Source organism: Nonomuraea sp. NPDC050153, assembly GCF_044460125.1.
In the GTDB taxonomy this organism is placed as follows: domain Bacteria; phylum Actinomycetota; class Actinomycetes; order Streptosporangiales; family Streptosporangiaceae; genus Nonomuraea.
The window spans coordinates 13,740-39,072 of sequence record NZ_JBITJQ010000057.1 but is presented as its reverse complement, the minus strand read 5'-3'; the positions used below and the strand labels follow the sequence as shown (position 1 = coordinate 39,072).

The following is a 25,333-nucleotide window of genomic DNA, read 5'->3' as shown; positions in this document are numbered from 1 at the left end:
CAAACGATCATGATGCTGGTGGCCGTTCCCATGCCCACAGGCGCCCCCATGGAGCACATCCCTCGAAGATCCCGAACTACAGCTGCCGTAACTGAGCCGTGCCGATATTGCGCCGCGGTGCCGGCGCAGGGCGGGCTCGGCCGGACCGATGTCGTGGTCAGCGGCCTTCCGTGGGCGGCGTTCACCGAGAACCAGCCGGTCCGACGGAGTTCAGTCGCCATACAGTGCGCCGATCTAATCTGCGTGCGACTGCCGTCCTGTTCGCACGACCTTCCCTGCCACACCAACCCACGCGTCATCCGACGCCCGGAGGAGCCCTAGATGCCGACCCGAGTCAACCGGCAGACCGTCGACCTCTCCGCCTATCCAGACCTCCTGGTCCTGTACCTCGGCATGCGGGTGAACCAGCTCTACGGTATCCGGACCTTCTTCAGCTTCGGCCGGAAGATCAGTGAGTCGGTCGCCGGCAAGCCGGACGGACTGCTGCTGCACGAGCCCGTCTACTACTCGTTCTTCCCGATGAACATGGGGATGCGCCAGTACTGGCGCGACCTGCCCTCGCTGCTCGCATTCGCGCGGTCGCAGCCGCATCGGCAATGGTGGCTCGACTTCCTGCGAGACTCCGGCGGCACCGGTTTCTGGCACGAGACGTACTCGATCAAGGGCGGTATGGAGGCCGTCTACGATGACGTGCCCAAGCCGCTCGGCTTCGGACGGTTCGCCGGGATCCAGCGCGCTCGTGGTCCTATGTTCGGCTCAGCGGCCCGGCTGGGACGTTCCGAAGACGGCAGCCCGGTCCTCAGCGAGACGGACCTGTACGAGTCCTAGCCACGTGGCAGGCACGCCCGCAGCAGCAGGAGAGTCCTTCGGGCCGGCACCGGCCGCGAGCCGGCGGTCAACGGCCTGCTGCTCAACCTGATCCTGGACGGTACCCGAAGCCGACCCGGCCGGTCCGGTCTCGACCGCACCGATCCACGCACCGTCCTTGACCGGGCGGTGATCACGCCCCTCCAGCGGACTCACCAGCACCACGACCCGCGACCTGTCCGGCAGTGGACGGCTCATGCCGGCTGTCAGGATGCGGACCCCGGCCTGTTCTTCCCGTTCACCTGGGAGGACCTGCCGGGGCAAGGTCAGGCACGGCGCATCTGCCAGGGCTTCCCCGAACAGGCGGCCTGCCTCGACCGGGCCCTGCGCGCAGGCGAACCGGACGGCATGCGGGGCGGTGCCACCCCCGCGGCACGCCGCAGCCTCAACCCCGATCGGCCGACCCTTTTACGGCCAAGCCCGGACCAGTAGAATCGGTGCACGTTGCGGTCCGACACGGGTCGCAAGCGGACAAGCGATGTCCATCCGGGAGTCGGCAGACGTGACCGGGCCAGCCCATCCCGTTCGGCTCCACGGCGAAGGTCCGCCCGCCGGCGCCGGTTCGCTGCGTCTGCAGGTCCTCGGTCCGTTGCGGGTGTGGCGCGACGGCGTCGAGGTGGACGCCGGCCCCCGGCAGCAGGCGCAGCTGTTGGCCCTGCTCCTGGCGCGCGTCGGCCGCCCGGTCAGCACGAGAGAATTGATCGACCTGATCTGGGCCGATGACGCCCCCGCCAGCGCGCTCAACGTCATCCAGAAGTACATCGGGGCATTGCGGCGGGTGCTCGAACCCGCGGTCCCTGCCCGGGCAGCCGGTACGTACCTGCACCTCCGTGGCAACGCCTACGTGTTCAGCGCCGGCCCCGGCACGCTGGACCTTGTCACGTTCCGTGAACTCCTCGAAGCCGCCCAGACCGCCCTCGCCCAGCAAGCGCGCGAAGCGGCGCTCGACCATTACGTCAAAGCGCTCGGCCTCTGGCAGGGCCCCGCAGGAGACGGATTGTCCTATGGATCGACCGCGATGGCGATCCTGGCCGCCCTCGACGACGAGTTCCACGCCGCCTGCACGGCAGCGGCCGAACTGGCCGTGTCGTTATGCCGGCCGGAACGGGTGATCCCGCCGTTGCAACTGGCCGCGTCGATGGCGCCGTTCCACGAACCCGTACACGCCGGCCTCATCACCGCCCTCGGCGCGGCCGGACGGCAGGCGGAGGCGCTGTCAGCGTTCCACGCGGTCCGTGACCGCCTCGCCGAGGAGCTCGGCATCGACCCCGGCCAGGCGCTGCAGGCCGCGCACCTGCGCGTGCTGACGCAGACCCCGACGTCGCCGGTGATGACGAGCACGGAGAGCGAGGGTGACCGCGCACCTGCGAGGCAGGCAGCCGGCCTGGTCGGCCGGGGCGAGGAACTCGGCGTGCTGCGGCAGGCCATCGAGGCGGCGCTCACCGGCCGCACCGGGCTCGGCATCGTCGAAGGCGAACCGGGCGCGGGCAAGACGCGCCTGCTGGAGGAGGCCGCCGCCGCCGCGGACCGGCGTGGCGCGCTCGTCGTCTGGGCTTCCTGTCTGGAAGGCGACGGAACACCATCGATGTGGCCATGGGAGCAGGCGCTCACCGTTGTCCTCGACAGCCTGCCCGCGTTGGCGCGCGAGAAGTGGCTGTCCAGCGAGCTCGGCCGCCTCCTCGAGTCTCGAGACGATGACGCCGCGCCGCCGGTTTCCGGCGGTCGCGCCCAGTTCCGCCTGTTCGAGCAGGTCGTCACCTTTATCGGCCAGGCCTCGGCAGAACGGCCGATGCTGCTCGTCATGGACGATCTTCAATGGATCGATGCCACCTCGCTCCAGCTGTTCGGCCACCTGGCGGGCCGGCTACCCACCGGCACCGCGATCATCGGCGCCCTTCGCGACCGCGCACCCACGCCCGGCCCCGACCTTTCGCGGGCACTGGCCGCCGCCAGCCGGCTGCCCAACCACCGCAGGTTCCGACTCGGCCCGCTCAGCCTGCCCGACGTGGCCGAACTCATCCGCCGCGAGACCGGCCACGAACCCGGCGCGGACATCGCCCGCAACATCCACGTTCGCACCGCCGGCAATCCTTTCTTCGTCCGCGAACTGTCGCGGCTCCTCAGCGACCGCGGCGCGCTCGGCGACGGCGACGCATCGGCCCGGGCCGGGGTGCCGTCCACCGTGCGAGACGTCGTCCGCGACCGGATGGCGGGCCTCGACGACAGCGCTCGCGACCTGCTGCGGGTCGCCGCGCTGATCGGCCGCGACGTCGACCTCGGCCTGCTCGCCCGCGCCGCCGGTGTCGACTTCGCGGACTGCCTCGAACGTCTCGAACCGCTGCGCGCGCTCGGCCTGCTCGAAACGGGGCCGGAGGACCCGTTCTCGTGGCGCTTCGCGCACGACCTGGTTCGCGAATCGGTCACGGAGACAACGGCGCAGCTGCAGGCCATCCGGCTGCACCTGCGTGTCGCGGACGCGCTCGAAGAAAGCCAGGCGGACGACGAGCCCATCACCGAACGCCTCGCCTTCCACCTGTGTGCCGCCGGCCCCCTCGCTGACCCGGTTCGTACCGTGGAGGCGCTGAAGCGCGCCGGTCGCCGCGCGGCGACCAAGCTCGCGTTCGCCGCCGCCGATCGGCACCTGCAATCGGGCGCCCAGATCGCGCGGACGGCTGGGCTCCCGGAACTCGAGCTCTCCGCCCTCTCGCTACTCGCCATCGCCCCGCGCCGGCAAGCCGGGTTCGGCGGCACGACGTTCGATCTGCTGGAGCGTGCGGAACACCTGGCCCGCCAACTCGGCCGGGAGGTCGAGGCCGCCGGCCTCCTCTTCGCCCGCCTGTTCGGGGCCTACACCTTCCTGGAGTGGGACCGCGTTCGTCTGGTCCGGCGGCTGTACGAGCAAGGGGAGGCGTCCTCCGATCCGGTCGTCCGCGTGTACGGCCGGCAAGCCTGGGGCCTGCACCAGTGGGACACCGGCAACATCGGCGAGGCATACCGGTGCTTCAGCGAGAACAACCCCGCCCTTCTCGAAGGGGTTGTCTCCGCGCACAGCGAGACCCCGATCCGGCGTGACGTCTCGGGTGAGTGGCCCGGCTGGCAGGCCGTCGTGACGGCACTGCACGGCGACGTCGGGACGGCGGGGACCATCATCGACAAGTGGAACGGCCCCGACGACTCGTATGCGGTCGCGACCTGGGCCTACTACACCACGATCATCGCTTCGATGGCCGGTGACGCGGGCTGGGTGATGCGCACGATCGAGCGGTGGATGGCCGTGGGCACCGGCCGCGCCGCCGTCCAGCAGGAGCACTACGTACGGCTGAACTGGTACTGGGCCCGTGCCCTCACCGGCGATGACCCGGCCGGGATCGCGGCGGAGGCCGAACAGCTCCTGACCGGGACGCTGGCGGACCCGCCACGGTGGGGCGTCGCGTACCACCACGGACTGATCGCCGAGATGTGGTTGGCCGCCGGGATGCCGGACGAGGCGGGCCTCGCCCTCGACCGGGCGGACCAGGCCCTTGAGGCCTACGGCCAACGCTACGCCGAAGGACTTGTCCTGCTGCTGCGGGCGCGCCTGCTCCACGCCCGCGGCGAACCCGCCGAAGTCGTACGAGCCGCTGCCGAAAAGGCCCGCGACCGGTCCAACGAACGCGAGTCTCACCTCTTCGCCCGCCGCGCCGAGAAGTTCCTTGCCGAGCTTTGATCGCACCGCTCAGCGCGGAAAGCGCTGACAGCACGATCGCGGCGAACGCCTCCCGCCTGTGGTGGAAGGCCGCTCACCACGACATCGGCGTCACCGAGTCCACGCATTGCCGGCACGGGGGCCGGTCGGTCGCGTCCGAGTTCACGACGTCGACCGCCTGATGCAGGGTGGCCGACTCCTGCGCGACCGTGGATCGACCTCGACGGCGATGTGCCGTCCGACACCCCGCGAGACGCCGTCGCCGGGCACTGCAACGGGCAGTCACCGGGACGAGCTCATGCGAGCTCGGCGAGTGATCAACCAGCCGAACCCGGCCGCCGTGAAGAACATGACAATGCCGTACACCGCGCCCGGGATGGCGATCTCGGCACTGTTCAACAGCGCCGGACTCAGCGCGACCGTGATGGCGAGCCCAGTGTTGTGGATGCCGATCTCAAACCCAGCCGCGGTGGCCTCGCGGTGGTCGACGCCGGCCAGGCGCGGCGCGCCGTAGCCGATCAGCAGGCTCACGATGTTGAAAACCAGCGCGGCCAGCCCGACCGAGACGAAATAGTCGACGAGGTTCTCCCGCTCCCCGTACAGCACGGCGTAGATGACCACGACCAGGACCACGACCGACAGTACCCGGACGGGAAGATTGAGCCACTGCGCCACCTCCGGCGCCCGTCCGCGCACGAGCATCCCGATCGCGACCGGCGCGAGCACCATCACGAAGACCTGCAGCATCTTGTCGAACTGCAGCCCGAGGGCGGCCCCATCGGGTAGGAAGTACCCGGCCGAGAGGTTCACCACGATCGGCAGGGTGGCCGCGGCCAGCACCGAGTTGACCGCGGTGAGCGTGACATTCAGCGCGACGTTCCCGCCGAACAGGTGGCTGAACAGATTGGCCGTGGGGCCACCGGGCGACGCCGCGACCACCAGCATCCCGACCGCCAGCGCCGGCGGGAGCCGGAAGGCGAGCACCAGTCCGAAGCAGATCGCCGGCAGCAGCACGAGCTGGCACAGCAGCGCGACCACGGCCGCCTTCGGATACTGGCCCACTCGCCGGAAGTCGTCCAGCCTCAGGCTGAGCCCCAGGCCGAGCATGACGATGCCGAGGGCGAAAGGCAGGCTGGCTAAGACCACAGGGGAGTCCATGGCGGAAATTCTCCGGCATGCTGACACGTTCTGGGCCTTACCAGCGCAGCGCCTCCGCCTGAACCGGGAGACCGTCATGGAAGACGCCCGCTCCCAGATCACCCGCGCCCTGCCAAAAGGCACCGACTGGATGATCAGGACCCGAGGGTTCGCCCACGCCCTCCGCACGGCCGGACACCGGGCCGGAGACCTCCTGGTCGTCGGCACTCCCACCGACGAGCCCTGGCACATGGCCGCGCACCTCTCCGACGAGGCGCAGTTCGCGGACATCCCTGGGCCGGCGCCCACGCTGATCCGCCACCACGTCCCCGCCGGCGAGCCCGCCCGCCAGCCGGTCGGGCTGAGCAGACCCGAAGCAGCCAGGAGAGGCCGGACGCCGTCCGTCGTCGCTCCCGGGGCGAGCGACGACCATGTCCTGGAACGGGTGGCGGACGCACGCCGAGGAGGCAGGCGGTCAGGCCGAGGCCGACGCTGAACGCCCCGGCACCGCCGAGCTGGTAGCGGTGAGGAGCGACAGCGAACACGAGCACGGCCCAGCCGAGAACGTGCAGGAGGAGGACGATCCCCATCATGCCGCCGAGAGATCGCCTTTCTTTGGGGGTGAAGGCGTTGTGCAGCCCTGTCTTGCGCCCCGCGGTGCTGTCTGGAGCCGGTGTTGGGGAGTTCATGTGCCCCTCACTGTGGGTTGAGGCCATCCCGCGATAAGTATGTTGTTGCAAGTTCAATGCAACAACCATCGGTGATGGTACGACGGCGGCGGTAACGACCTCCTCACCGGGGTCAGGTTCGGGCAGCCCCTGCGCTCTTGACGTGCTCGGCCGGCCGGGCCCGCACCCAGGGATGCTGCGTTTGAGAGCGGTGGCGAGTCCGGCGAGCGTCCATCCTTCCGCTCGCCGTTCGGTGAGCCAGCGATGCAGGTCGGCGGCCCCCACCAGGGCTGTTCACGCTCGTGTGACGTACCTCGATGCCGTGGCCGGTCAGGCTTCGGCGCGGCTGGCGCGTAGGGAAGTTGCGCCTCACGTCGTGGAGGACTGATCAGGTGCTGATCCGTGACGCGGTGGAGGGGATGCGCCGACCGGCCCGGCCACATCTCGTGCGGACGGTCGTGCTGATCGGATGCGTGCCGAACTTCGTGACGCCGGCGCCCACCCGATGGTGAACCTCTCCACCGTCTACTGGAACGTGACGGTGATGAGCGAATACGGCGTGCCGCACAGCATCGAGCACGGCGGCGAGACGCTGTTCTGCCTCGCCACGACACCGCACCATCACCTCGCCTGCGAGCGCTGCCGGCGCTGTCGGCATGCCGCCCATGACGCGAGCTAGTTGCATGACTATCGTTTCTGCGAGATATATGCAAGTAGGAGAATTCGAGGAGAGATACTCATGGGTGAGTACACCCTTCCGGACATGCCCTACGACTACGCGGCGCTGGAGCCCGCGATCACCGGGGAGATCCTGGAGCTGCACCACGCCAAGCACCATGCCGCCTACGTCAAGGGCGCCAACGACACCCTGGAGCGGCTGGCCGAGGCGCGTGACAAGGGAGAGTTCGGCGGGCTGGTCGGGCTGGAGAAGACGTTCGCGTTCAACCTGTCCGGGCACGTCCTGCACACGATCTTCTGGCAGAACCTGTCGCCCGACGGCGGCGACCGCCCCGACGGCGAGCTGGGCGATGCGATCACCGAGCACTTCGGTTCCTTCGACGCCTTCAAGAAGCAGCTCACCACCGCCACCGCCACCGTGCAGGGCTCTGGCTGGGGTGTGCTGGCCTGGGAGCCGCTCGGCCGCCGGCTGGTGGTCGAGCAGGTCTACGACCACCACGGCAACGTCGGCATGAACACCGTCCCGCTGCTGGTGTTCGACGCCTGGGAGCACGCCTACTACCTGCAGTACCGCAACGTGCGCCCGGACTACGTCGAGAAGCTCTGGGGCCTGATCAACTGGAACGACGTCATCGCCCGCTACGACGCCGCCCGCGGCGCCTGACGTCCTGATGCCGGCGACGCCCGCCCGGCCCGAGCTTGGTCCGCGGGGCCAGGCGGGCGCCGCCACCTTTGCCGAGATCCGGCTCGTCCCGGTCATCGCCGTCACAGACGTCGCCCGCGACCTCAATCTCGTCATCGCCGCCGGCGACCGCATCATGACCATCCTCAACACTCCGGCCCCCGTCACCGACCGCGTCACTGCCCCGCCGCCCGGCCCTGTCGAGCCCCTCGTCCGATTCGAGGCGACCCGCTTCCGCTATGCCCCGGACCTCCCTGAAGCGCTGGCCGGCGTCACCTTCGACATCACCCCAGGCGAGACGGTCGCGCTGGTCGGCCACTCAGGCGCGGGCAAGTCCACCTGCGCCAGCCTCCTCATGCGCTTCTGGGACGTCACCGCCGGCACGATCACCATCGGCGGCCACGACATCCGCGACTTCCCCCAGGAAGACCTACACGACACCCTGCCCGGCGAGCTCGGCGCCCGGCTGTCCGGCTGCCAGCGCCAGCGCATCGCCATCTCCCGCGCCCTCCTCAAGGACGCTCCCACCCTCATCATGGACGAGGCCGTCTCCAACCTCGACGCCGAAAGCGAGCAGGAGGTCGCCGCCGCCATGACCGCACCACCCTGATCATCGCTCACCGGCTGTCCACGATCCGCACCGCCGACCGCATCGTCGTCCTGGACGACGGCCACGTGACCGACGCCGGCACGCACGGCGAACTCCTCGGCAACGCGGGCCCCTACACACAACTCCTGGCTACGCAGCTGGCCAGTCCATGATCATCCAAACTCGCCGCCCGACCTCCTGAAAGCAGTGCCCAGCCTGGAGCGACACATTTTCCTCCGCGCCGCGACCGCCTCACCGCCGGCGAGGCAGTCGGTCCAGGCTCTCAGCCTCTCTTTCAGCGCCCACTGAACAGACCTCGGCGCACTCGCGCCTTGAAGCCGTCAAACCGTACGCACGGCCCGCGATGCGCCGTACGGTGCTTCACGGTGAGTGAGGTGGCGCCTGGAGGCCGACCAGGACGCGGCCGAGGCGCATGGCCTCCTGGCACAGTGACGGGCGCCCCGGACGGCCGGCACCGAGACATTCACCACGACGGATGCGCCTGCGCCCTCCGGCACGCCAGCGGGTGGCGGCATGAAAGTTTCACGCTGCGTTGACACTCGGAAAGCGCTTTCCTACGGTGTGGGTCATCCCCGCCGCGGCAGCAGGGCCGCAGCATCGACCGCGCAGAGAAGATCGCATCCGTTGTTCGAAGGAGAAGGTGAAGGTGAAACGAGGATGAGACGAGCAGTCGCGTTGCGACTCCAGGCGGTGCTGGCCGCGGTGGCCACCGCAGCCGCGATCGGTGTGGCCTTACCGGTGCTGCAGGCATCAGCGGCGGCCGGCGGCGCCAGCGGCTACGCGAGCGCCAACGGCGGGACCACCGGTGGTGCGGGCGGACAGACGGTGAGGGCCACCACGGGGACCGCGATTCACACGGCCCTGTGCAACCGGGCCAGCAGCAGCACCCCGATCATCATCGAGGTCTCCGGGACCATCAACCACGGCAACACCACCAAGGTCTCGGGCGGAAGCTGCAACACCGCCGCCGACGTGATCGAACTCAAGCAGATCAGCAACGTCACGATCATCGGGGTCGGCAGCGGGGCCGTCTTCGACCAGCTGGGCATCCACATCCGTGAAGCCCGCAACATCATCATCCGCAACGTGACCGTCCGCAACGTCAAGAAGTCGGGCTCGCCCACGTCCAACGGCGGTGACGCCATCGGCATGGAGAGCAACGTCCGCAACGTCTGGGTCGATCACGTCACCCTGGAAGCCTCGGGCGGGGAGGCGGAGGGCTTCGACGGCCTCTTCGACATGAAGAACGACACCCAGTACGTGACCCTCTCCTACAGCATCCTGCGCAACTCCGGCCGCGGCGGGCTCATCGGGTCCAGCGAGAGCGACCGATCGAACGGCTACATCACCTTCCACCACAACCTGTACGAGAACATCGACTCCCGCACACCCCTGCTGCGTGGTGGCATCGCCCACATCTACAACAACTCCTACGTGAGCCTCCACGAGTCGGGTATCAACTCCCGGGCCGGAGCTCGCGCCAAAGCGGAGAACAACTACTTCAAGAACTCCAAGGACGTCCTGGGCACCTTCTACACCAGCGAGGCCGGCTATTGGCAGGTCGGCGGCAACATCTTCGACAACGTGACCTGGTCCGCCCCGGGCAGCGAGAACAACCCAGCCGGACCGAACCCGCAATCCAACACCACCGTCAGCATCCCTTACTCCTACAGCCTCGACGGGGCCGGCTGCGTGCCGAACCTCGTCCTCCAAACGGCCGGCGCCAACAAGGGCCTGCAGGAGTCGAACGGCAGTTGCACGCCGCAGACGCCGACAGCCACGCCGACACCGACCATCAGCCCCACGCCGTCGCCCACCCCTTCGCCCGGCGGGCCCAACCTCAGCCTCGGAGCCGGCTCCGACGGCTCCAGCAAGGCCGACGGGACGAGCTACGGCAACGTGCGGGACGGCAACATGAGCACCTTCTGGTCGCCGGCCGGCTCGACCGGTGACATCTCGATCAAGTGGGGCTCCGCCACGACGGTCTCCAGGGTCGTCATCCGTGAGGCGTCCGGCTCCGAGGGCGGCATCGGAGCCTGGCAGCTCGTCAACGCCGGCACCGGAGCGGTCCTGAAGTCCGGCAGCGGGGCGGGCGCCATCACCTTCACGCCGGCCTCGCTAAGCAAGGTCACCTTCAGGATCACCGGCTCGGCGGGCACTCCGAAGGTCGCCGAGTTCGAGACCTACGCGGGGTAACGACCGCTTCCACCGCCCGCTCCGTCTCGCAAGAACGGGCGCCCTCGTTCAAACGTGAGGACGTACAGAACCCCTGATCACCTCGGTTCCCATCGCACCGAGATCCGCCACCGCTTGATCACTCGGGAACGCATGGGGAATGACCAGCCGTGGACACCCGGTGAACTCCATGGACAGCCGGACGCGAAGCAAGAGGCCCGCCACCGCGTTTCCGCTGGTGACGGGCCTCTTCCCGCTGGTGCTGTAGGTACAAGATTCGAACTTGCGAGTTGCCTTACTGCCCGAATTCGAGAATTGCCGTTCACAGCTGCGCCGGGCACGCAGGGGCCACACCATCCCGCCCACCGAGGCCGACAAGGCCGCCGCGCCCTGGACGCTCTTGCCACAGACCACCGGCAGGGGGAGTCACAGGTCGCTACCGCGAGACTCCCCGGCCCTTGCCCGGCCTCGTCAGGGTCTCGTCACGACAGTCGCGGCGGGAGGGGCGGCGTTCCCGCCCCTGTCCGATGTGGGCTACGTCTCATCCGCGGGCCGTTACGCCGGGCGCGCGGCTGGTGTCTCCATGCCGAGTCCATCAAACGAAGGAGCCAGGATGAACGGGAATGTCGAGGTGGTCGTGGTCGGCGGCGGGTACGGGGGCGTGATGGCGGCCAATCGCCTGGCCCGGCACGAGGGCGTGTCGGTGACCCTGGTCAATCGACGTCCCAGCTTCGTCGAGCGGATCCGCCTGCACCAGCTCGTGACCGGCTCCGATGACGCGGTCGAGGGCTTCGGTGAGGTTCTGGGCGGGAACGTCCGGCTGGTGGTCGACGCCGCGACCCGGATCGACGCTGCCGAGCGCCGGGTGTGGCTGGCCGGCGGTGGCACGGTCTCATACGACTACCTCGTCTACGCGGTGGGCAGCGGCGCAGCCGATCCCGGCGTGCCCGGAGCGGCGGAGTTCGCTCATTCGGTGTCGGACCTGGAGGGGGCGCAACGACTGCGGTCGGTGCTGGCCGCGACGCCCGCGACGGCTCCGGTGAGCGTGGTCGGAGCCGGCCCGACGGGCATCGAGACCGCCGCCGAGCTGGCGGAGCTGGGGCGCAAGGTCACCTTGATCTGCGGCAGGGTGCTCGGCCCGTACCTGCATGCCCAGGGCCGCCGCCCGGTCGCCCGCCGGCTCGCCGAGTTGGGGGTGACCGTCCTGGAAGGTCCCCGCGCGATGGTGAGGGAGGTGACCCGTGAGGCCGTACTGCTCGACGACGGCCGCGAGGTGGCGAGCGCGGTGACGATCTGGACCGCGGGATTCCGGGTCCCGGACCTGGCCGCCCGCAGCGGGCTGCGTACCGACGCCGACGGCCGCCTGCTCACCGACGCGACGCTGACCAGCGTGGACGACGTGCGCATCGTCGCTGCTGGGGACGCGGGGGCGATGATGGACCGGCCATTTCGGATGAGCTGCCAGGCCGCCGTGCAACTGGGCGCGGGGGCCGCGGCGACGATCCTGCGCCGGATCGCGGGGAAGACGCCCGCTCCCGTCCGGTTGATGTTCGCCGGGCAGTGCATCAGCCTCGGCCGGAACGAGGGTGTCACCCAGTTCTCCTACCTGAACGACAGGGTGAACGCGCTGCACATCAGCGGGCGGCTCGGGGCCACGGTCAAGGAGTTCGCCTGCCGGTTCCCCGTCAATCAGTTGGCGTCCGGGGCACGCAAGGCCAGCTCCCGCGCATCCCACGGCGACAGCACCGCTCGCCTGCAAACGCCTCAGCCGGAACACCGTACGACGCCGTCCGACACCTGACGCGCGGCCTGACCGCCAAGTCCCCTCCCCACATGGCCTGATCAGTGGGGAGGCCGCTGCCGACAACCCGTCCTCAGAACGGGTACATACCCACGGCCCTGCTTCCGGCATGTGGGGCCGACCGCGAGAGAGCGAAACGCACGACATGAACGACCACCGCACCGACCCTGCGACCGGGGCCTTCGTCGCCCACCGCGACCTGCTGTTCACCGTCGCCTACGAGATGCTCGGATCGGCGGCGGACGCCGAGGACGTCCTGCAGGAGGTCTGGCTGCGGTGGGTCAAGGTCGACCTGGCGCAGGTACAGGACCAGCGCGCCTACCTGGTGCGGATCACGACCCGGCAAGCGCTCAACCGGCTGCGCACCCTCAAACGGCGCAAGGAGGACTACATCGGCCCCTGGCTGCCCGAGCCCCTGCTCACCGCGCCGGACGTGGCCGAGGACGTCGAACTGTCGGAGAACCTGTCGCTGGCACTCATGTTCGTCCTCGAAACCCTCTCACCGACCGAACGCGCCGTCTTCGTGCTGCGCGAGGTCTTCGACATCGGCTACGACGACATCGCGGCCGCGATCGGCAAGAGCCCCGCCGCCGCACGCCAGCTCGCCTACCGCGCCCGCCGGCACGTCGACGCCCGCCGCCCGCGCACACCGGCTTCCCCGCAAGAAGCCCGGGCAGCGCTGAACTCGTTCCAGACCGCGCTGGTGACCGGGGATCTGCAGGGACTGCTCGACGTACTCGCCCCGGACGTCGTTTTCGTCAGCGACGGCGGCGGCCTCAAGCTGGCGGCCCTGCGACCGGTCGTCGGCGCCGACAAGGTGCTCGCTTACATGGCCGGGAGCCTCGTCAAGGCCGGCGGCACCTTCACCAGTGAGCCCACGACCGTCAACGGCAACCCCGGACTCATCCTGCGCCTGGACGGCGTGATCGACGGCGTTCTGGCCTTGCGCGTGGACAACGCCCGCGTCACCGGCCTCTACTACGTCCGCAACCCCGAAAAGCTCACCCGCGTCGAGTCCGAAACCCCCCTCACCTCCCGCTGACCGTCCCCCGCGACCCGCACCGACTTGAAGGTCTGGCACGAGTGATCGCTGTGCCGTGTGTCGATGCCGACGATGGCGGGTTGCCCCCGGCCACACGGGTCAGCCGGCCGTCTCAAGCTGTGATCTTGGCCTGGGCGCCGGCGCTGCGGTCACCGGTGACCGTGAATGTCGCCACCGTCCTCGTCGACTCCGTCCTGCTTCCCGCCCTGATCCACCAAACCGCTTCCACTCCCGTCTCCGCCGGGGGGACTCACCCAACTAAGGACCGCAATGACCACTGCCGACTCCACCCACGAACGGAAAGCACCCGCGGTCGGCCGACCCGCGCCCCTCGGTGCCGTCAGGACAGGCTCGGACACCACTGCCACCGGCACCCACGGCGGGCTACCGCGCCGGTCGGGGCTCGACGGCTGGAGAGTGATCACCTGGGTACTGACGGCTGTCGCGCTCGCTGTGGCCCTGATAGCACCGCTTTCGGGGTCGGCGCCCTACATGTTCGTTCTGCTGCTGTCGATTCCGCTGGCGGTCATCTACGGTGTGCGTCGCTACGGTGCGAAGGCGCTGCTGCTCTTCTTCGCCGTGACCTTCGTCGTGAGCAACTTCTTCGAGAACCTCAGCATTTCCACGGGCTTCCCCTTCGGCCACTATCACTACACCGGTAGCCCGAAGCTGATCGATGTGCCGATCTACATCGGCCCCGTCTACTTCGGCTTGGGCTACCTGTGCTGGCAGGTGGCCAACGTCCTGCTCGACGAGGCGGACACCCGGCTGTCCTGGCGAGCGGGCACCGGGCACCGCGTCAACGTAGTCGCCCTGCCCATGACCGCAGCAGCGATCATGACGATGTTCGACCTCGGCAGCGACTCGATCGCCTCGACTGTCAACCGCTTGTGGATCTGGGAGCGAAGTGGCGGCGTGTTCGGCGTCCCCTACACCAACTATCTCGGCTGGTGGCTGGTCACCTACCTGTTCTTCCAGATCTTCGCCCTTTACCTGGCCCGCCGCCAGGCACCCGTGCGAAGCACCGGGCTCGAACCGTCGCTGCAGTCGGTTCTCGTCTACGCAGGGCTCGGGCTCAGCACCATCCCCTATTTCGCGGCCGCCTCGGGCGAGGACATCACGGATGCGACCGGAACAGTCTGGAACGCGCACGCGCTCAACGAGACGATGATGACCATCAATCTGTTCACCGTGGTCTTCGTGGCTTTCCTCGCCTTGGTCAAGTTGGCACGCCACGACACCATCGGTAACGCGATCCCCAGTCGTGACACCCCCAGAAGGCGGTGAGACGAGCACCTTGCGGATCGTCTCATCCGACTTGAGGTACTGCTCAATGGCAGGCGGCGCAAGAGTTGAGCCGACTGTCGCCTATCGGTGGGCCACGCATGGTCCAAGTAACGTCATGACCGACGCCCATCCCCCCGGGCGCCAGGGGACGGGAGTGGGGGTGCTCAGGCCACCCCTGATATCGGATTCACCTAATCATCTGAATTGTCTTTTCCCCAGATGTAGTTCCCGTCAGAGTCGGTCGAGCTCGACCGGCAGCCCACATCATTTCCAGCAGCTTTACGGCCGTGTCCTGCTCTGTTCTCAGGAAATTGTCGAGCTCCAGCGCCTTACTTCGATCTGATGTTACGCCGCCGCCGTACCAGTGTGTTTCATTCGCAATCAAGTCCGCTGCTCCGTCGCTCATGACGGTCCCCCTCTCTCCCCCGGACTTCATACATACCGCGCGGAGACCACGTGCGAAAGTCGTTACCCGACTGCACCTCGGCCTGCTTGGTCGTGAGCAGATGTCCATCGAAGAGATAGGGAAGTGAGAGCCGCCACCCCAGTACCTCACGCCACGAGATTCCCGATGGTCTGCGCACCACAGAAAACATTGACCCTCAACGCATGCCCGTTGCCTGACGGGACACCGGGCCGGTCAATTTCAACGGCGACATACCGAAATCGCAGGCAGCGCAGCCGGCTGGCCGGCCCCCGACTGAGCCTCTTGCCGCGCTCAGCACAGATGACCCGGTCACAGGCGGCGTCCACCACCCGCCACAGGTGCCGGTTGGACTCATCGATGACCATCTCGGCGACGTCGCGCTCATCCCGGGCCGTCAGCGGGCCGAACTCCTGTGAAGCACCCACGGCCGGTGATGCGTCAGTCAATCTTCGGTGTCACGAAACCAGTGGTGATCAACCTCCGGTGACAATGATCAGCCTTCAGTGACAGAGGACAGCCGAGTTCGGGAGCCGGCGAGATGTCGCCGCCCTCGATGTTCGTGAGTGTCGGCGCCACGCCGGTTGCGACGGCCGCGCCTGGCGTCGAACGGATCTCCGCTCACGCATAGCGAGGAACCATGGGAGGCGGCAGCGCGTTGTCCGCGGCATGAGTGCGCGCCGCGGGCGAAACGCCGCCAAGGATTCCCGTCGCCCCCTCTTCAGCCCGGTAGCGGAAAGAACTCACTGAGCGCGTCCCGAATGCTTTTCCCCAGCTCTGTGCGAGCGTCGCCGCCGTCCAAAGATGCGACGATAAGCTTTCTGATCAGCAGGGCGTCCGCGTCAGCCATCGCTCAGGGGCCACCCTGACGAGCGAAACGCGGGTCGGAGGGATCGGCTGCGTCGCGGCGAGAGATTTCTCCGGGGCCGTGTCGATCCGCGGGCCGCTCGTTCGACGTGTGGGTGCGAGGGCCGAGAGGCGGCCTCGCCGGACAAGGAGAACGCGATGCCGAAGTACCTGCTGATCATGCGGGGCACCGACGACTCGAACGCGGCCATGATGGCCAACATCGACGAGATGATGGCCACGACCCGCCAGTTCATTGAGGAGATGGTCAAGGCCGGCGTCCTCCTCGCGGCGGAAGGGCTGGACGATCCGGGCCAGGGCGTCGTGGTCGACTTCAGCGGCGAGGCCCCGGTGGTCACGGACGGGCCGTACGGCGAGACCAAGGAACTGTTCGGGGGCTTCTTCCTGCTCGACGTCGCCTCGAAACAGGAGGCGGTCGAGTGGGCCAAGCGGGTCCCGGCGGCCCCCGGGTCCAAGATCGAGGTCCGCCGGGTGCCCGGGAGCGACGAGGTCCCGCAGGTCGACAAGTGATCATCAAGGACTGGGCCGGGCGCGAGCGCAACGGCCGAATCTGATGGATACGGCCGATGTCGAGGCCGTCTGGCGGATCGAGTCGGCGCGGATCGTCGCCGCGCTGACCCGGTTCACCGGCGATTTCGGGCTGGCCGAGGACGCGGCCCAGGAGGCGGTGGCCGAGGCGCTGGAGTCGTGGCCGCTCGCCTCCCCGGCGAATCCGGCCGGCTGGCTGATGGCCACGGCCCGGCGGCGGGCGATCGACGCGATCCGCCGCCGGACCGCCCTCCAGGACCGATACGCCCTGCTGGCGGCCAACTTGCCGGTCGACTCGGCGGTTGACGAAGAAATCGATCCCGACAAGATCGATGACGACGTGCTGGCGCTGATGTTCGTCAGCTGCCACCCGGTGCTCTCCCCCGAGGCCCGGGTGGCGCTGACCCTGCGCGTCGTCGCCGGTCTGTCCAGCGAGGAGATCGCCCGCGCGTTCCTCGTTCCCGTGCCGACCGTGCAAGCCCGCATCACCCGGGGCAAGAAGACGATCGCGGCGGCCGGGGTGCCGTTCGAGCTGCCGCCGGCCGCCGAGCGCCGGGAACGGCTGGGCGGCGTGCTCAGCGTCATCTACGTGATCTTCACCGAGGGATCGACGGCCACGTCGGGCGACCGGCTGCTGCGCCCCGACGTCGCGTACGAGGCGATCCGGCTGGCCCGCACACTGGCCGCGCTGCAGCCGGACGAGCCGGAAGTGCACGGCCTGCTCGCGTTGTGCGAGCTGACGGCCGCGCGTTTCCCGGCGCGGACCGGCCCGGACGGTTCCCCGATCCTGCTCGACGAGCAGGATCGGCGGCGGTGGGACTTCTCGGCGATCCACCGTGGGCTGGCCGCGCTGACCAAGGCATCGACCCGCGGCCTCGGCCCCTACGGCCTGCAGGCCGCGATCACCGCCACCCACGCGACGGCGCCCTCGGTCGAGGCAACCGACTGGGACCGGATCGTGGTGCTCTACGAGGCACTCGGCCGGGTCGCGCCCTCGCCGGTGGTCGAGCTCAACCGGGCCGTCGCCGTGGCCATGGCCTCGGGTCCGGCGCAAGCCCTGGCCATCGTGGACGAGCTGATCGCCTCGGACCGGCTCCCCGGTTCGCATCTGGTCCCGACCGTACGCGGTGAGCTGCTGGCCCGACTCGGCCGACGACCGGAGGCACGCGCCGAGCTGGAGCTGGCGGCCCGGCTGTGCGCCAACCAGCGCGAACGCTCAGTGCTGCTACGCAAGGCGGCCACGCTGAGCTGACTTCTCCAGCTCGGCCGGCCGGGACCCAAGCGCGGCCCGGATGCCGTCGATCGCATCAGCCCCGACGGCCGAATCCCCGAATGCGAACGGCGGGAGCGCGGCGAACCCGGGGAGAAACTCGCCCACGGTCGGCGCGCACACCTCGTCCGAGACCGACCGTGACCCAGGTGCTTTGTCAGGCCAGGATGGCAGCGACGGTTCAATCAGATCCCACAGCTCGTCGACGACCCACGCCTCACTCGCGCACCACCGAGCGAGGCTGATTTTCACATCGTGGCGCTGATCAACATCTTTCCAGCAGATCGCGTCAGGGACTTGAAGCATTGCGAGGTAGTTGAGCCCCGCACCCCCTCATCTGGGCAGACGTTCGCATCGCACATCGTTCATCACAGCGGCCGAGTTCTACGGAGAGCCACCTGGCGACGTGTGCACACCTCGCCGGGATCTCGGCCGTGGTCAACAAGTGGCGCTCGTTCTCACGAACACTCGCACGCGGTAGGCCGGCGAAGTGGCGCCGAAAGCAACCATCCGGCTCCCGTTCTCGCGGACAAAATCAAGCACCGATGCGAGGCGTATTGCGGCGCAATGAATTCCAGGACAGGTAGGTACTTGATCAGCTTCCAACCGAGCTGTACGGCTCGGCCCCATTGCGGCCCAACCCGCTTGAGCTGGGTCGCTCGCCGGCCTGCGCGGGTCGCATCCCAGCTCAACGGCTGGTCCTCGTCGCGGCCAGAAGCCGAGCATCAGGTCGCGGGCTGCGTTGAGTCCTATCCCGGCAGTTGAGCTGGGCCAAATTGCGGCCAGGTCCGGGGCGCACCCCGGCGCAGGTCGAACTGTCTCACCCAGCCTCACGGCTGGCCTCGTGCCGGCTGAGAACCTTCGCAGATCATCTCGCCAAGTGATCGAGCCTCTTCCAGCCCAGCCGGCCGGACCCGGATAGATCATCATGTCGGGCGCATCGGGGCGCGGCCATGCTCTGGAAATTGGCCGCGTATTGGCCGTGAGCGGCCGTAGGACACCGGTGGTCGTCGTAGACGGCCGGACACAACGCCAAAAGGCCCACTACCGCGTTTCCGCTGGTGACGGGCCTCTTCCCGCTGGTGTGGCAGGTGCAAGGTTCGAACTTGCGTAGGCTGAGCCGACGGTTTACAGGGGCGGGTCGACGCTCCTAACTGCATCAGACCCCTGCCCTCCGGGGACGGCTCTCACTTGTCCACTACCGGGGAAGATCAGAGGCAGGCACGATCATCCCGTGACGCCACCAGCCTCGACGCCACCAACGCGTGATTTCAAGATCCAGTAGATGCCTTGAGCATCTTCAGCTGCTGGTCTTACCGTCATGGCCATGCGACAGATCGATGACCCGGACGTGCTCAAGGTCTTGGCCAGCGGGTTTCGGATGAAGCTCTTCAGCCTCCTCTTCCGGATTGGCCCGGTCACGGTAAGCGAGCTCGCCAGACGGATGGATGCCGACCCCGGCCAGGTGAGCTATCACCTGCGGCAAATGCAGAAACATGGCTTGATCGAAGACGTGCCGGAGCTCGCCCGTGACAGCCGGGAACGCTGGGTGCGGGCAGCTATGGTCGGGTGGGTATTGGCGAGGGACTTCGAAGCCCCGGAAGCCAGAGCCGCGTTGCAGGCGTGGACTTCACAGTGGGTGATCGACCAGTTCGAGCGGCTGCGCGACTTCGAACGCACTCGCATGACGCTTCCCGAGGACTGGCGCAACGCGGCCTTCGGAGGCAGCCACCACCTAAGGCTCACCAAGGATGAGCTCGCGGAGCTCGCCGACCAGCTCTATGCCGTGTTGCAGCCGTGGCGCGAGCTGACCAAATCGCGCGTCGAATCGAGCGAGGCTCCGCCGGACACTCGCCCGATTTTCATCTTCTACCACGCATTCCCCGAAGAACCCTGAGGAGCTTTCCATGAATGCCATGCATGAGGAGTGGGCCCGCGCCTACCTCGCTGAACAGCGAGCCGAGGCCGCACGGTTACGCATGATCCCGCCGCGCTCGCGCCGGCCTGTTGTTCTGCGCCTCCGCGGCCGGTTCGCGATCACCCTCCGCCGCCTCGCCGACCACCTCGAACCTGCCTGATAGTCCGTACGGGTATCTGTCGACGTAGATCTCCAGAGCACGTCCCGCACGACCCACACGTTACGGACCTACATGTCTCTGAGCAGGGAGCCCGGTGCCGCCTCTCAAGGTCGAACCAACTTTTCGTCGGACTCGCAGGCCATCCTCTTCATGATCTGTCCCGAGAGAACAGGATCCCCGTGAGCGGCTACGACTGGCTCGATGACGACGCGTTCTGTGCAACCTTCGTCCGCGGTCTCACCCCACGCGAGGCGCTGGCCCGCCTTGGCATTGACGTGTTCGACGGGGATGACGAGGAAGGGCTTATCTGCGCCCGGTCGGCCGAGGGCGGGACCATTCTGACCGAGTCGAACGGCTTCGCCGGCACGCTGCCCGAGGTGCTACGGCCCTTGTCGGCTGGGACGGTCACGGCGAGTGTCTTCGTCAACGTGAACAGGGTCGCGTCCTTCGAGCATTACGCCGACGGTCGCAACATCCTAACCTTCGATCCGCTGTTCGGCGGCGACGAGGATGGCATCCCTGAGGACTACCTGGCCGACCGGATCGAGCTCGGGCTGGCCGGCGACAAGTCGGAGGGCGGGCTCGCCGCTGCACTGCTGCTGGCCGAGCGCATCACCGAGGTGCGGCCGAACGCGCCAAGTGACGTGGTGGCCGCCCATGGCGTTCTCGAGTACTGAGACGCCTTGCTGTCGACCCATCGCAAACGCAGCAGGCCGACGACGCAACCCAAACCGCATTAGCAGTTCGGAGGACGATCGTCCCAGGGCGTTCAACATGGACCGACACGACTGGACGCTCCTCCTGGAACGAGCCGATACGGCGCGGAACTGCCACCCATAGGTGATCTTGGGTCGGCGCGGGAAGCTGGACACGATTTTACAGCGCATGACCGTTATGGCGGGCACATGGCCTTCTACCTGGGAGGGCGCGATACCGGCACTCCCCTGCCCTCATGATCATTGCACGTAGATTGCATGGCACCAGGAGACTGCGCTGTGCGTACGCTGCCTTCGTGGATAGAGAGACGTTCGTTCAACTCCTCGACAGCGCAGGAGGGGAAGCAGGCCGTGCGTGCCGTCGGGCGCTCGCGGGCTGGAGCGTACTTCGAGATATGGCCGAACCCAGTCGAGACGCTTCCCTGACCAAGACCTACCAGCGTCGCGCACGTCATACCCGCCGGATGGGCATCCCGTCCCTCGGCTTTGATGAGGCGGTCGCGCAACTCGACACCTGTGGACTCCAGAGCCTCATCCTCGGCGTCGTCAAAAGCGCTGAGTCCGCCCACCACTTTCAGCTCTTCCTATCTCCCGACGCATCACGTGTGGTGGCTTGCCTCTGCGTGGACAATCAATGGGAGCGCTCGTCGCGCACCACCCCTGACTGATCATCCCGTACGCCGTCGTCCCGCCCGCAGGGGAAGCGGGCCAGGGGCGATGGCGGACGGGATGATCAGGCTTCCACCTCAGCGATCCACCAACCTCAGGCCCGCGCTGCCATCATCCCGGAGCCGAGGCCCCCGCCGGAGGCATCGAAGACCTCTCGCCCGTGCCCAGTTCCGCAGGTATACGGGTCAGAGCGGTTGGTAGACGTTGAATGACGGTTCGGGCACACTTATCCTCCCCCCAATTGGAGGATCGGATGTCGGCGGTTGGACCAGCTGAGGCCCTGATTCTGTTGGTGATCTGGGTCGTTCCAGCAGTGGTGCTCTTCTTCTTTATTTACTGGGCGGTCCGGCTGGCGATCAGGCATGAGCGGCGACGGGTGCCGAGTCTGCACGAGCGTGTGACGGCGGAGCGCGAGGCTCAGCGTCGTGGATGGGCGGAGCGCGAGGCTCGACGGAATACGGAAGCGCCCGACGAGCTGTAGCCGGGATATGACAGCGGCCTGAGCTGCTGGCGGCCAGCACCGGCCTCCAGGCCGCCGAGCGGGCGCAGGGCCGCGAAGCGGCCCCTGCTGCTGTCGCGCGACGCGCGCACCGCACCCGCTTGATCATCCCCGTCTGCCGTCGGCTCGCCCGAGGGGGAAGCGGGCCAGGGCCATGGGGGCAGGGTGGAGCGCCCCACTGGACAAACGACCTTGGTCCCGTGGCCCTGGCCCGCCCGGCTTGTCTCAGGTCGATGTCGGGCGGGACGATCAGGCTTCCACACCAGCCACTTGCGGCCCTGCTACCGGGTGCAACGATCATCCCGGAGCCGGAGTGCCCCCGCCGGAGGCCCATTGTCGGAGCTGCTCGCTACAGTCGCCGCCATGGATCGCAATCTCAGCGCCCTTGAGCGGCTCATCGCCGTTGTCCCTCCCCCTCCCGTTCCGACCTTCGGGACCGATGGATGGGATGAGGTGCTTTCCGACTTCGGGCTTCGGCTTCCTACCGACTATGTGGCTTTCATCGAACGGTACGGACGCTGCGAGTTCGCCCGATGGCTCAGCGTTTACGATCCTCGGGACTTGCCAAAGGAGCATCGCGTACAGGCGGCCCAGTGGGGTGACGACTACAGGGAACTCCGCGAGGACTTTCCTGAATACCACCCGTTGGCTATGTGGCCGGAACCGGGTGGGTTCTTTCCATGGGGCAGCACCATTGACGGCGATGAGATGGGCTGGCTAACGATCGGGGAGCCAGAAGAGTGGCCGTGCATCGTGATCCCGCGCCATGCGGATCAGGAGCCAGCGATCCAGGAGACGATGACGGAGTGGCTCGTTGGATGGGCGTCCGGGACGAGATTCGACGGCAGCGGGTTCGCCAAGGGAGTCGAGGGCCATCCGTTGGAATGCCGGATATGGACCTGATGCTCGCCAACGCGTAAGGGCGGTGGCCTTGCATGGAGCGCGGCCTGAGCCGCCGGCGAACGGGACCCCAGGCCGCACGCCCGGCCGCCGAGCGGCAGGAAGGCCGCGAGGCGGCGCCGCTTGAGTACGCGGTAGAGCTGGAGGAACTTTCGGCAAATCCGCTCCACAAGGTCAAGTGGAAGCCGCCCAAGACGACAGAGACCGTAGAGCCTCGCGTCGTGGTGAATCCTCGCCAGGTGCAAGAGCTACTGGCCGCGGTGACGTACGTGGGAAGGCGGGGCCGTGGTCGACGGCTGATGGCTCTCTTCGCCTGCATGTACTACGCCGCCCTGCGCCCGGCCGAAGCAGTCGGCCTTCGGCTCCAGGACTGCCGCCTACCCGCCTCAGGTTGGGGACGGCTCACCATCGACGTATCCCACCCAGAGGTCAACACCCGGTGGACCGACACCGGGGATGCTCACGAGGAACGGGGCCTGAAGCACCGGGGCAGACAGGACGTCCGCCCGGTGCCCATCCCACCAGAACTGGTCAAGATCCTCCGCGAGCACATCGCGGAATACTGACCGCAAAGGACGGCCGGATCTTCCGCAGCGAACGGGGAGGCGTCGTGGCCTCCACCGCTTACACCGAGGTCTGGCAGGACGCCCGCCTCTTGGCCTTCACACCGGCCCAGGTCGCCTCTCCGCTCGCCAAGCGACCATACGATCTCCGGCACGCGGCCGTCTCCCTCTGGCTCAATGCGGGCGTCTCAGCCCCGAATGTGGCGGGCCACAGCGTCGACGTTCTCCTGAGGGTCTACGCCAAGTGCATCGACGGCCAGCAGGAGATCGCCAACAAGCGGACCGGCGACGCCCTCGCCGCATGACCACGTCCCAACCGCCCTCAGAGCCCTGGCCCACCACCGGGGCTCTTCCTCTTGGCCGTGTATTGGCCGAAACCAACGGTCGACCTGCGGAAACGCGCTCAAGATCATTGCACGTATATTGGTGGACCAGCGACAACGGGCCGCTCAGAGCGACATCTGGCTGCATACCCCTGAAACGCAGAAGAGGCCCCGAAGGGCCTCTGAGCTGCGCTTACTGCGTGTGGCAGGTGCAAGGTTCGAACTTGCGTAGGCTGAGCCGACGGTTTTACAGACCGCTCCCTTTGGCCACTCGGGCAACCTGCCTTGTCATCCGCTCTCGCGGCGACAGATAGAAGGATAGCGGACTTCCGAGGTGTGCGTGACCACGGTTGGGCGCGCGCCGGATCTCCGTTTGGTACCGCGCCGAAACGGGTGGAGGGGAGGGCGGGAATCTGGACGGTTCTCCGTACGGGGAGCGGTGTCCTGCGCGGCGGGCCGATGCTGGCTAGGCTCGTGCGCTGGGTCCGCGCGTTTCGCGTACGCCGGGGAAGCAGGATCCGGGTAGTGCTTTCGCCGCTGAGAGGATGGGTGTTTTGGCCGATTCGTCTTTCGACATCGTGAGCAAGATCGACCGCCAGGAGGTCGACAACGCTCTGAACCAGACGGTCAAGGAGATCGGGCACCGCTTCGACTTCAAGGGTACGGGGGCCGCGATCAGCTGGTCAGGGCAGAACAACATCGAAATCAAGGCGAACAGCGAGGAGCGCGCGAATGCCGCTCTCGACGTGTTCAAGGAGAAGGTGGTCAAGCGGGGCCTCTCGCTGAAGATCCTCGACGCGGGTGAGCCCAAGCTGTCGGGCAAGGAGTACCGCATGCTGGTCACCCTGAAGGAGGGCATCGACCAGGAGAACGCGAAGAAGATCTCCAAGCTGATCCGTGACGAAGGGCCGAAGGGGATCAAGGCGCAGATTCAGGGCGAGGAGCTTCGGGTCAGCTCGAAGAAGAAGGACGACCTTCAGGAGGTCATTTCCCTTCTGAAGGGCAAGGATCTGGACATCGCCCTCCAGTTCGTCAACTACCGCTAGTAGAGGTCCACTTCAGGCCTCTGACCTGGCGTTTCAGCGTTACGCAGAGCTCGGAGGGCACATCCGGGGCACACGGTCGAGCGCGCTGTCCATGAGGGCGCGTCTTCTCCTGTGCCTCGGGCCACTCCTCCGACATGTACGTGTAGAGCGTGATGCTCGGCGTGGAGTGACTGAGAGCGAGCCGCGCAACCTTCGTCGAGGTGCCCTTGTGGATCAGCAGCAGTGTGGCCGAATGGCGGCGTCCGTAGGCGGTGCGAGGCAGCCCGAGGCTGCCCAACGCGCTGGCGGCCGATGCCCGGATGGTGTGACGTAAGGGCCGTGCTTCAGAAGTGGGTTCATCGCCGCTTGTTGATTGCGGCGATGTGGATGATGGCTTCCTGGAGGACGGCAAGCATGAGAAAGCGAGTGGCCGCCGCGGCCGGATGATGTTTGCGCCGTTGATGCCGCGTTTCCACGGCGTGGCGCTGCTCGCATGGTCGACCGGCTACTCCCGCACATCGCTGATCGACTCGGCGCTCGCCTGCGGATTGGCCTTTCCTTGGCCGCGGCCGCGTGCCGATGCGCCCGACAGGTCGTGGAATCCGTGATCATCTGCCGATCGATGGACCCGACTGTGCCCGGCCGGCGCTATAGGACGGTTCAGATCATCCATTCACCCCGCTGCCAACAGGGCGCGGCCAAGGTCTCCGCGTTCACGGCCTTCTTGGTCGTTGACTCATCTACCGGAGACTTTGAGTCGATCGCCGGCGTGTCACCTGATCTTTCAGGCACCTCGCCTTGACCTCGTTTTCGCTGGCCGGGGTCTCTTCGCCGGTCTG

Annotated in this window: 24 protein-coding genes, 2 tRNA genes and 1 pseudogene; 22 read left to right on the top strand and 5 right to left on the bottom strand. The window is 67.6% G+C overall.

Features of this window, described 5'->3' with window-relative positions; genetic code table 11:
• Positions 1 to 321 precede the first annotated feature (321 nt).
• The 3 genes from ACIBQ1_RS59355 (at position 322) to ACIBQ1_RS59345 (ending at position 4,573) form a co-directional block, all read left to right on the top strand.
• A complete protein-coding gene (locus ACIBQ1_RS59355) occupies positions 322 to 828 on the top strand; it encodes a monooxygenase family protein (RefSeq protein WP_397292196.1) in 507 nt (168 codons plus the stop codon).
• Positions 829 to 996: 168 nt separating this feature from the next.
• Positions 997 to 1,299: a WhiB family transcriptional regulator gene (locus tag ACIBQ1_RS59350; RefSeq protein ID WP_397292195.1), complete on the top strand. Its 303-nt coding sequence runs from the start codon at positions 997 to 999 to the stop codon at positions 1,297 to 1,299.
• A gap of 70 nt (positions 1,300 to 1,369) precedes the next feature.
• Positions 1,370 to 4,573, top strand: coding sequence for an ATP-binding protein (locus ACIBQ1_RS59345; RefSeq protein WP_397292193.1), 3,204 nt, complete (start codon positions 1,370 to 1,372; stop codon positions 4,571 to 4,573).
• A gap of 261 nt (positions 4,574 to 4,834) precedes the next feature.
• Here the strand turns inward: ACIBQ1_RS59345 and ACIBQ1_RS59340 are convergent, their stop codons facing one another.
• Positions 4,835 to 5,710, bottom strand: a complete 876-nt coding sequence (locus ACIBQ1_RS59340) for a bile acid:sodium symporter family protein (RefSeq protein ID WP_397292192.1) — start codon at positions 5,708 to 5,710, stop codon at positions 4,835 to 4,837.
• A 76-nt stretch (positions 5,711 to 5,786) separates the two neighbouring features.
• Here ACIBQ1_RS59340 and ACIBQ1_RS59335 point away from each other — a divergent pair, with 76 nt between their 5' ends.
• The 8 genes from ACIBQ1_RS59335 (at position 5,787) to ACIBQ1_RS59300 (ending at position 14,632) form a co-directional block, all read left to right on the top strand.
• Positions 5,787 to 6,185 carry a hypothetical protein gene (locus tag ACIBQ1_RS59335; protein WP_397292191.1) on the top strand — a complete coding sequence of 133 codons (399 nt, stop codon included), beginning with the start codon at positions 5,787 to 5,789 and terminating at the stop codon, positions 6,183 to 6,185.
• Positions 6,186 to 6,826: 641 nt separating this feature from the next.
• A complete protein-coding gene (locus ACIBQ1_RS59330; protein WP_397292189.1) occupies positions 6,827 to 7,036 on the top strand; it encodes a transcriptional repressor in 210 nt (69 codons plus the stop codon).
• Between the two features lie 60 nt (positions 7,037 to 7,096).
• Entirely contained in the window at positions 7,097 to 7,699 is a 603-nt protein-coding gene (locus ACIBQ1_RS59325; RefSeq protein ID WP_355193289.1) for a superoxide dismutase, read from the top strand.
• Positions 7,700 to 7,706: 7 nt separating this feature from the next.
• Entirely contained in the window at positions 7,707 to 8,327 is a 621-nt protein-coding gene (locus ACIBQ1_RS59320; RefSeq protein ID WP_397292188.1) for an ATP-binding cassette domain-containing protein, read from the top strand.
• Between the two features lie 657 nt (positions 8,328 to 8,984).
• Positions 8,985 to 10,523 (top strand): polysaccharide lyase family 1 protein, encoded by a 1,539-nt coding sequence (locus ACIBQ1_RS59315; RefSeq protein WP_397292186.1) that lies wholly within the window; start codon positions 8,985 to 8,987, stop codon positions 10,521 to 10,523.
• Positions 10,524 to 11,115: 592 nt separating this feature from the next.
• The gene (locus ACIBQ1_RS59310) at positions 11,116 to 12,303 is read left to right on the top strand and encodes an NAD(P)/FAD-dependent oxidoreductase (RefSeq protein ID WP_397292184.1); all 1,188 of its coding nucleotides are present in this window, start codon (positions 11,116 to 11,118) and stop codon (positions 12,301 to 12,303) included.
• 145 nt (positions 12,304 to 12,448) lie between these two features.
• Positions 12,449 to 13,345 carry an RNA polymerase sigma-70 factor gene (locus ACIBQ1_RS59305; protein ID WP_397292182.1) on the top strand — a complete coding sequence of 299 codons (897 nt, stop codon included), beginning with the start codon at positions 12,449 to 12,451 and terminating at the stop codon, positions 13,343 to 13,345.
• A gap of 270 nt (positions 13,346 to 13,615) precedes the next feature.
• Positions 13,616 to 14,632 (top strand): carotenoid biosynthesis protein, encoded by a 1,017-nt coding sequence (locus ACIBQ1_RS59300; RefSeq protein WP_397292181.1) that lies wholly within the window; start codon positions 13,616 to 13,618, stop codon positions 14,630 to 14,632.
• Between the two features lie 187 nt (positions 14,633 to 14,819).
• Here ACIBQ1_RS59300 and ACIBQ1_RS59295 read toward each other — a convergent pair whose 3' ends face one another.
• Both ACIBQ1_RS59295 and ACIBQ1_RS59290 read right to left on the bottom strand, forming a co-directional pair.
• Positions 14,820 to 15,038, bottom strand: coding sequence for a hypothetical protein (locus ACIBQ1_RS59295; protein WP_397292179.1), 219 nt, complete (start codon positions 15,036 to 15,038; stop codon positions 14,820 to 14,822).
• Between the two features lie 146 nt (positions 15,039 to 15,184).
• On the bottom strand, positions 15,185 to 15,484 hold the full coding sequence (locus ACIBQ1_RS59290) for a hypothetical protein (protein WP_397292178.1): 300 nt from the start codon (positions 15,482 to 15,484) through the stop codon (positions 15,185 to 15,187).
• A 577-nt stretch (positions 15,485 to 16,061) separates the two neighbouring features.
• On the opposite strand from ACIBQ1_RS59290, the pseudogene ACIBQ1_RS59285 reads away from it, so the two are divergent.
• A pseudogene (locus ACIBQ1_RS59285) lies at positions 16,062 to 16,477 on the top strand (YciI family protein).
• Positions 16,477 to 17,703: an RNA polymerase sigma factor gene (locus ACIBQ1_RS59280; RefSeq protein ID WP_397292177.1), complete on the top strand. Its 1,227-nt coding sequence runs from the start codon at positions 16,477 to 16,479 to the stop codon at positions 17,701 to 17,703. The pseudogene ACIBQ1_RS59285 and the gene ACIBQ1_RS59280 overlap by 1 nt, the downstream one beginning before the upstream one ends.
• 1,098 nt (positions 17,704 to 18,801) lie before the next feature.
• On the opposite strand, the gene ACIBQ1_RS59275 is transcribed toward ACIBQ1_RS59280, so the two are convergent.
• A tRNA-OTHER gene (locus tag ACIBQ1_RS59275) sits at positions 18,802 to 18,894 on the bottom strand.
• Between the two features lie 154 nt (positions 18,895 to 19,048).
• Here ACIBQ1_RS59275 and ACIBQ1_RS59270 point away from each other — a divergent pair.
• From ACIBQ1_RS59270 to ACIBQ1_RS59240, 7 genes are all read left to right on the top strand, one after another.
• The gene (locus tag ACIBQ1_RS59270; protein ID WP_397292175.1) at positions 19,049 to 19,618 is read left to right on the top strand and encodes an ArsR/SmtB family transcription factor; all 570 of its coding nucleotides are present in this window, start codon (positions 19,049 to 19,051) and stop codon (positions 19,616 to 19,618) included.
• Between the two features lie 10 nt (positions 19,619 to 19,628).
• Positions 19,629 to 19,799, top strand: a complete 171-nt coding sequence (locus ACIBQ1_RS59265; RefSeq protein ID WP_397292174.1) for a hypothetical protein — start codon at positions 19,629 to 19,631, stop codon at positions 19,797 to 19,799.
• Between the two features lie 179 nt (positions 19,800 to 19,978).
• Entirely contained in the window at positions 19,979 to 20,476 is a 498-nt protein-coding gene (locus ACIBQ1_RS59260; protein ID WP_397292173.1) for a DUF6461 domain-containing protein, read from the top strand.
• A gap of 434 nt (positions 20,477 to 20,910) precedes the next feature.
• Positions 20,911 to 21,183 carry a hypothetical protein gene (locus ACIBQ1_RS59255; RefSeq protein ID WP_397292171.1) on the top strand — a complete coding sequence of 91 codons (273 nt, stop codon included), beginning with the start codon at positions 20,911 to 20,913 and terminating at the stop codon, positions 21,181 to 21,183.
• 863 nt (positions 21,184 to 22,046) lie between these two features.
• Entirely contained in the window at positions 22,047 to 22,586 is a 540-nt protein-coding gene (locus tag ACIBQ1_RS59250) for an SMI1/KNR4 family protein (RefSeq protein WP_397292170.1), read from the top strand.
• A gap of 32 nt (positions 22,587 to 22,618) precedes the next feature.
• Positions 22,619 to 23,149 (top strand): hypothetical protein, encoded by a 531-nt coding sequence (locus tag ACIBQ1_RS59245; RefSeq protein ID WP_397292168.1) that lies wholly within the window; start codon positions 22,619 to 22,621, stop codon positions 23,147 to 23,149.
• A gap of 44 nt (positions 23,150 to 23,193) precedes the next feature.
• Entirely contained in the window at positions 23,194 to 23,451 is a 258-nt protein-coding gene (locus ACIBQ1_RS59240; RefSeq protein WP_397292167.1) for a hypothetical protein, read from the top strand.
• A 221-nt stretch (positions 23,452 to 23,672) separates the two neighbouring features.
• Here ACIBQ1_RS59240 and ACIBQ1_RS59235 read toward each other — a convergent pair.
• A tRNA-Tyr gene (locus tag ACIBQ1_RS59235) sits at positions 23,673 to 23,754 on the bottom strand.
• A 269-nt stretch (positions 23,755 to 24,023) separates the two neighbouring features.
• Between ACIBQ1_RS59235 and ACIBQ1_RS59230 the strand changes: the two genes are divergently transcribed.
• On the top strand, positions 24,024 to 24,515 hold the full coding sequence (locus tag ACIBQ1_RS59230; protein WP_397292165.1) for a YajQ family cyclic di-GMP-binding protein: 492 nt from the start codon (positions 24,024 to 24,026) through the stop codon (positions 24,513 to 24,515).
• Between the two features lie 329 nt (positions 24,516 to 24,844).
• Positions 24,845 to 25,102 (top strand): hypothetical protein, encoded by a 258-nt coding sequence (locus ACIBQ1_RS59225; RefSeq protein WP_397292164.1) that lies wholly within the window; start codon positions 24,845 to 24,847, stop codon positions 25,100 to 25,102.
• Positions 25,103 to 25,333 lie beyond the last annotated feature (231 nt).